Raw genomic sequence first — 5,984 nt, forward strand, 5'->3', positions numbered from 1 at the left:
CTATTCCAACAGCTCGCAGCTCACTTCCGCAGCCTCAGTCACCGTGGCCAGCGGCGCGACCTGGGGCGTCGAGGATGATGGCACCGGCACCTTCAACATCGCCAGCGGCGGGCGCATCATGATCAATGGGCGCGGGCTGGGTGGCAACGGCGCGCTGCGGGTGTCTGACCAAACCGTCGGCACCTCGCTGCTGGATCCCCGGACCACCATCAGCAATGAAATCGTGCTGCAGAGCGATTCGCTCATCGAGGTGGACAATGGCAACCGCAGCGGCAGCACCAGTGTGACAGGCAGCCTCTCCGTCCTCACGCTCAGCGGCAGCGTCAGCGGCACGGGGGCCTTGATCAAAGGAGGACTGGGCAACCTGATCCTGAGCGGTGCCAACAACACTTACTCCGGAGCCACCCATGTGGAGGCCGGCATCCTGATCCTGAATCTGGGCAATGACCGCCTGCCGACCGGCACGAGCGTGACGCTGGGCAGCGGCAGCAGTTCGGGCATTCTGCAGCTCAACGGCTTCTCCCAGAGCATCGCCGGACTCGGCACCTCAGGCACCGGCACAGCGAACTCGGTGCTCGGCGGCAGCACCACCACCAGCCTGCTCAGCGTGAACGTCTCCTCCGGCACGCAGACCTACAGCGGCACGCTGGGTGGTGTGGGCACCAATAACACCGGCGCGAACAACAACCTGGGCTTCATCAAGAATGGGGCAGGAACTTTTGTGCTCAGTGGTGCAAACAACTACACAGGCGGGACCACGGTGGCGCAGGGCACGCTGGCCCTGGGCAATGCCGCAGCACTGGGCAACAACGGCGCCACGCTGGCCACCAGCGCGACTGGCACGGTGGTGAACGCCGGTGCCACGCTGGATCTGAACGGGCAGACCAATGTGCAGGGAATGATCACCCTGAACGGCCTGGGCGTGAGCAACGGCGGGGCGCTGGTGAACAACAGCGACACCGCAGCCAGCATCGGCAGTGGCATTGCGTCCTTAAACATGTCCTCCGTGAACACGGCGGGATGGTCCGTGGGAGCCACGGTGACCTTGGACGCACCGACGACGGGCACAACCGCCACGGCCACGGCGCTGCTAGGGCTCTCGTCCGCCAGTTTTAATGTGACGGCTGGCGGCAGCGGTTATGGAGCCGCGCCGGTCGTCACCGTTTCCGGTGGCGGCGGCACAGGTGCGGTGGTCACGGCATCCTTGGGTGTCACCACAGCCTCCTACACGATCACCGCGGGCACCACGACTTACAGCGTCGCGCCCACGGTCACGCTTTCAAACGGAGCCACCGCCACGGCCAACCTCGACGGCACCGGCAAAGTGACCAGCATCACCGTCACGAACCCCGGCAGCTCCTTTACCACAGCCGCCCCCACCCTCACATTCACTGGCGGCACCGTGCTGTCCGCAGGGACCAATCCCACTGGCACTGGCAACGCCACGCGTTACACCGTCGTAGGCCTCAATGTGGTCAATGCGGGCACGGGCTACACGTCACTGCCGACGGTGAGCATCACCGTCGGCACAGGCGCAGCAGCCACGGTGGTGGACGGCAACTTCGTGCTCACCGGCGTCGATCTCACGGACAGCGGCAGCGGTTACACCAGTGCGCCGACGGTGACCGTGACCGGCGGCACTGCGACGGCCACGGCGAACGTCACCTCGGTGGCGCTCGCATCAGACTCCAGCATCGGAGGCAGCGGCAGCCTGACGGTGAATGCTGTCATCTCCGGTGCGTATGGTCTCACAAAGGTCGGCACGGGAACCACCACCTTGACAGGCGCCAACACCTACACCGGCGCGACGGTGGTGAGCGAAGGCGCGCTGCAGGTCGGCGCGAACGGCGCAGGCCAGACCGGGACCGGTGCGGTAAGTGTGCAATCAGGAAGCATGCTGCTGGGCACCGGCTACGTGCAGGGCAGCAGCTTCACCGCAGCGAGCGGGTCCACCGTGCAGGTAGGAGACAGCACGGCGCAAAGCAGCTACGGCACGCTGCATTTCACGCCCACCGCAGGCTCGGGCAGCATCGACTTTCAGGCAGGCAGCACGATCATCCTCGGCATCAATCCCGGCGGCACCTCAGACATGCTGCAGATCACCGGCACGGGGAGCACCCTCGTCAATTTCAACGGAAACCTCACCATCACCGCCGGAGCCTTCACTCCGGCCGCCGCCACCTTCCATCTGCTGGACTGGTCGGGTCTGGGAGCTGCGCCCACGTTTGACAGCCGCTACAACTACACCGGTCTGGTGTATGGAAATGGCGACACCCCAGCGGGGCTGATCTTGCCAGACCTCACCGGCACTGGCTTTGCCTGGGACTTCAGCGCCTTCACCAGCGCGGGTGATCTCTCCATCGTCGTGGCCAATGTGCCTGAGCCTTCCCGGGCGCTGCTGCTGGGGCTGAGCTTGGCGCTCCTCATGGCAAGACGCCGCCGCTGAAATTGGTTTTTGAATGCCCGGGCTGGGAATATAGCGGTTCGCAAAACTCATTTACGTTTAGCAGGCTGTTTCTTGCTCGAAGATCAGGGGCTTCGGCGGCGGCTGGCTGAGGACAGCCAGCCCTACCCGCGCTGGACATGCGAATGCCCAGCGCGAGGTAGGGCGGCTTGTCCTCAAGCCGCCGCCGAACGTCTCCACGCACGCTTTCCGAAATCAGTTTTGGAAAACGCCATCTCTCTGCGGGGCAGGCGCGGTGACCGCACGAAATCGCCACAATCAGTGCGGCGCAGCCTGAATTTTTGGGCATAACCCGGCCCCTGCAGTCCCCCTCGCCGCCACCGAATCTATCAAATCTGACAAAACAGGCGCAGCGAATTGGTTGCCTATGGCTCTGGGGCTGCTATTCTCGCGACCCCCCTTCCCTCAAAACTGCCCATGACCCCTGATAAAATTCGCAACATCGCCATCATTGCCCACGTCGATCACGGCAAAACCACGCTCGTTGACGGCCTCCTGCGCTCCAGTGGCAATTTCCGCGAAAACCAAGCCATTGCCGAACGCGCGATGGATTCCATGGACCTCGAAAAGGAAAAGGGCATCACCATCAAGGCGAAGAACACTTCCGTTCATTGGAATGACCACATCATCAACATCGTTGATACTCCCGGCCATGCCGACTTCGGCGGCGAAGTGGAACGCGTGATGAAGATGGTGGACGGCGTGATGCTCGTGGTGGACGCCTATGACGGCCCGCAGGCGCAGACGCGTTTCGTGTTGAAGAAGGCGCTGGAACAGGGCATCAAGCCGATCGTGCTCATCAATAAGATGGACCGCCCGAACATTGAACCGCAGAAGGTGCATGACAAGGTTCTCGAATTGTTCCTCGAACTCAACGCCACCGAAGAGCAGTTCAATGCCGCCTTCCTTTATGGCAGTGCCCGTGCAGGCTGGGTGACGGATTCCCCGACCGGCGAGCAGCATGACATGACCTTCCTCCTGGGCAAGATCGTGGAGCACATCCCGGCCCCGAAAGCCGAAGTCGAAGGCAGCTTTGAAATGCTCGTCTCCAACATCGACTGGGACAACTTCGTGGGCCGTGTGGCCATCGGTAAAGTCACACGCGGCAGCGTGAAACTGGGTGACCGCGTTTTCCTGCTGGGCAAGACCCCGGAAGAGAAAGCCAAGCCGGTCAAAGTGACCAAGGTGTTCCAATACACCACGCTGACCACCAGCGACTCCGTGGAAGGCATCGCCGGTGACATCGTCGGTATCTCCGGCTTTGAAGACGTGGACATTGGCCAGACCGTGGCAGGCGCGGCAGACGCCCCTGCCCTGCCCTTCGTGGCGATCGATCCTCCGACCATCGTCATGCAGTTCGCTGTGAATGACGGCCCGCTGGCCGGACGCGAAGGCGAACACGTGACCTCCCGCAAGATCCGCGACCGCCTGGACCGCGAGCAGAAGATGAATGTGACGATCAGCGTCAAGGACACCGACACCGCTGGTATCTTTGATGTCAGCGCCCGTGGTGCCATGCAGATCGCCGTGCTGGTGGAGCAGATGCGCCGTGAAGGCTTCGAAGTGCTCGTCTCCCGTCCGATGGTGATCATGAAGCGCATCGACGATGTGCTGTGCGAGCCGTTTGAAACCCTCTTCCTTGACGTGCCGGATGAATACCTCGGCCCGATCATGAAGTGCATCAACGAGCGCAAAGGCAAGCTGGAGGACATGAACGCCCACGCCGGACGCACCACCCTGCAGGCCCTGGTTCCTACTCGTGGCCTCATCGGCTTTGAGTTTGAATTGATGAACCTTTCCAGCGGTCACGGCATTCACAGCCATCTCTTCAAGGAGTACGCCCCGCATGCCGGACCGATGCAGACCCGCTCCACGGGCACTCTCGTCAGCACCGAAGGCGGCGAAGCCACCAGCTACGCGTTGGATACCATCCAGATCCGCGGCAAGCTCTTCATCGGCCCGGGTGAGCTCGTCTATGACGGCATGCTCATCGGTGAAAACCCACGCGCAGACGATCTGCCCGTGAACCCGACGCGCAGCAAGAACCTGACGAACTTCCGTGAAGCCGGCGGCACCAAGGCCATCGCGCTTTCCCCACCGGTCCGCTTCAGCCTTGAGCGTGCCATCGAGTACATCGCCCCCGATGAACTCGCCGAGTGCACGCCGAAGAGCATCCGCCTGCGCAAGCGCACGCTGGACTCCAGCCAGCGCCAGCGCGAGAAGAAGAAGAGCGAAGCCCAGCTCGAAGGCGCGGCGTAAGCGCCTGCTGACAGCAACGCAAACCATCTCTGAAGCCCGACCGACCTTCGTGTCCGTCGGGCTTCATTGTGTTTGGGGGCTTGGAAAGTACTCCAGAGCTTATAGCGGTTCGCAAAACTCATTTCCGTTTAGCAGGCTGTTTCTTGCTCGAACATTGTGGGCTTCGACGGCGGCGGACTGAGGACAGTCCGCCCTACCAGCCTTGGGCAAGCGCGTGCCCGGCGCGAGGTAGGGCGCTTGGTCCTCCAAGCGCCGTCGAGCGTCGCCACGCGTGCTTTTCGGAAATCTGTTTTGGAAAACGCTATAAGCTCGTTCTGGGCAGCGCTGCCGCAGGGTCTATGATCGAAGCTAGCTCAACCTGCCCAACCACATCGCAGTCGCCCTTGACGGCCTCACAACATCGCAGCCCCTTCCGGAAAGAGCTAAAGCTCTGGAGTACTTTCCCACCCTTCAATGCGTCAGCGCATAGAAGATGATGTTGATGCCCAACGGATACGCATACTTCTCGGAGAACTCGCGGAAGTACCACGGATCACTCCCCTCCTGCTCCCATCCCTCCCCGGTGTCGGTGTTCCAGCAGATGACCATCATGAGGCGGCGTTTGTCGTCGAAGTAGCCGCGATAGTGGACGTGCTCGGAGCCCTCCTTGTCGAACTCATACGTGATGCCCTGGTTGATGACATACTCAGCGAAGCGGATGTGCGGGATCTGCGGCTTCACCTTGATGGGAAAGACCATGTGGAAGATTTCGTGCTCCAGGGGGATCTCCTCCAATTTGCGGTCGGGGAAGATTTGCTTGAGGGCGACTTCGAAGTTCTCCCACTCACGCGTGCCCCAGAAGTCGTCGACCATGATGAAGCCGCCGTTGAGCATGTACTCGCGCATGGTCTTCGCTTCGTCATCGGTGATGTCGATGTCGCCGACTTCGATCATGTAGAGGAAGGGGAAATGGCGGAACTGCTCGGGATCAATATCGACGATGGCGCCGTTTGGATTGACCTGCAGCGAGGTGAGCTGCTGGAGGCGGTAGGACATGTTCATGTCGGAATCCGGATAGTCCGTGGACCATTTGCGATTTCCCCTGCCCCAGCCGCGCCCGCCGTGGCTCATCGAATTATAGCGGATGCGGGCGAAGGTGAAGGTGTCGTTGGGCAGTTCCTTGCTCACCGGCCAGGTGGGGTAGCCCTCCTCCTGACCGCGACGGGTGTCTCGCGGATCTTCGGGCACGCTGCCATCCTTGACGCCGAACTGGGTGGGACGC

The 5,984-nt window shown here is 61.9% G+C and carries 3 protein-coding genes; 2 read left to right on the forward strand and 1 reads right to left on the reverse strand.

The annotated features are described in order from the left end of the window. The coding region (locus ACIREA_RS24740; protein ID WP_397385008.1) for a beta strand repeat-containing protein at positions 1–2,446 on the forward strand (2,446 nt) is incomplete at its 5' end. Between the two features lie 435 nt (positions 2,447–2,881). Continuing rightward, entirely contained in the window at positions 2,882–4,723 is a 1,842-nt protein-coding gene (gene typA, locus ACIREA_RS24745) for a translational GTPase TypA (RefSeq protein WP_397385009.1), read from the forward strand. A 450-nt stretch (positions 4,724–5,173) separates the two neighbouring features. On the opposite strand, the gene ACIREA_RS24750 is transcribed toward typA, so the two are convergent. Continuing rightward, a partial coding sequence (locus tag ACIREA_RS24750) for a DUF4159 domain-containing protein (protein ID WP_397385010.1) occupies positions 5,174–5,984 on the reverse strand: 811 nt, incomplete at its 5' end.

The sequence above is a fragment of the Prosthecobacter sp. genome (assembly GCF_044373815.1).
In the GTDB taxonomy this organism is placed as follows: Bacteria; Verrucomicrobiota; Verrucomicrobiia; order Verrucomicrobiales; family Verrucomicrobiaceae; genus Prosthecobacter.